We start from the raw sequence: 1,143 nt of genomic DNA, 5'->3' as shown, positions 1-1,143 counted from the left end.
CACTTTCAGCATGGCCGGGTCAAAGTCCCGGCCGCTCTTGAAGACGCCCCAAGCGATCCTGGCCAGCTTTCTGGCCAGGATGTTGAAACTGGCAGTACTGCTGTGGCCGCGTTCGCGGATGGCGTTGTAAAGGGCTTTGCCATTTTTGGAGCGGGTCAGTCCCATGGCCGCCATGTAGAGGATCTGGCGCAGGCTGGCGTTGCCGCGCTTGGACAGGCGCCGCCTACCGATCCGGGCGCCGGATTCGTTGGGGCGCGGATCCAGGCCGGTACAGGCGATCCAGGCGTCCGAGCTGGTCAAGGGCCATCGTGTGATGTGATGGGTGACGAAGGCCGCTACCGTCGGCCCAACCCCCGGAATGGTCATGATCCGCCGATACAGGTCGCGCTGTTCGCCACTGCGGCACAGTTGCTGAATCTGTTGGTCGAGCAGGGCAATGGCCTCTTTCAGACCATCGAAGATGCGCCCAAAGATGGCCGACTCCGACGCCCCCGCGCCTAGCGAGAGATTCAACTTCGCCTTGCTCCGGACCAGGCTGTCACGTTGCTGGAGCAGCACATGCAGCTGCTCCTGCGCAGGCGATCGGGCGACATGCTCATGCAGATTGTCGGCCTCCTTGGCGATGTAACGCGCAATGACCTGCGCGTCACCTGAGTCGGTTTTGCCGCGGCAGGCCACGCCCTTGGCGTAATGTTTGATGTCGCGCGGATTGAGCACAAAGACGACGTGGCCGGCCTTCTGGGCAGCTTGAACCACAAGCTCGTGGTAGCGATTGGTTGCTTCCACTCCAATGCGAGACCCGACCGGCAGAGTGGACAGCCACTTACCGATGGCTGACGCTGAATTGGGGATTCGAGTGCTGCCCTTGGTGCCATGGCGTGCCACCACAAGGCTCTTTGAGTCGGCATCGATGCCGACGGCCAAATGATCTGACATCTGCGCAACTCCCAGCTATTGTTGAGGGGCTGGGGTGGTACCGCACCACGTTGGCTTGCCTACATCGGCGGTCCTCAAAGGCCGCTAGATCCTTTATCGACGTTAAGGTGCGGGATGGGGATCGCTCGGCTCGTCTGTCGGCTGCTATCCGCAGATATCATGTTGACGGTCCCTCCACCCTGGCTCCTACATACCGCGTAGGAGCCG

1 protein-coding gene is annotated in these 1,143 nt (G+C 61.5%); it reads right to left on the bottom strand.

Translation table 11 applies throughout. The features are described from left to right. Window positions 1–936: transposase (locus O0J15_RS21280; protein ID WP_308306316.1), on the bottom strand; the 936-nt coding region annotated here is incomplete at its 3' end. Between the last annotated feature and the right edge of the window lie 207 nt (window positions 937–1,143).

Origin of the sequence: Stenotrophomonas sp. Sm10, assembly GCF_030985515.1 — a bacterium.
Taxonomy (GTDB): domain Bacteria; phylum Pseudomonadota; class Gammaproteobacteria; order Xanthomonadales; family Xanthomonadaceae; genus Stenotrophomonas; species Stenotrophomonas hibiscicola.
Note: the sequence above shows the minus strand (reverse complement) of the source record. Positions and strands in the feature narration are given on the sequence as shown.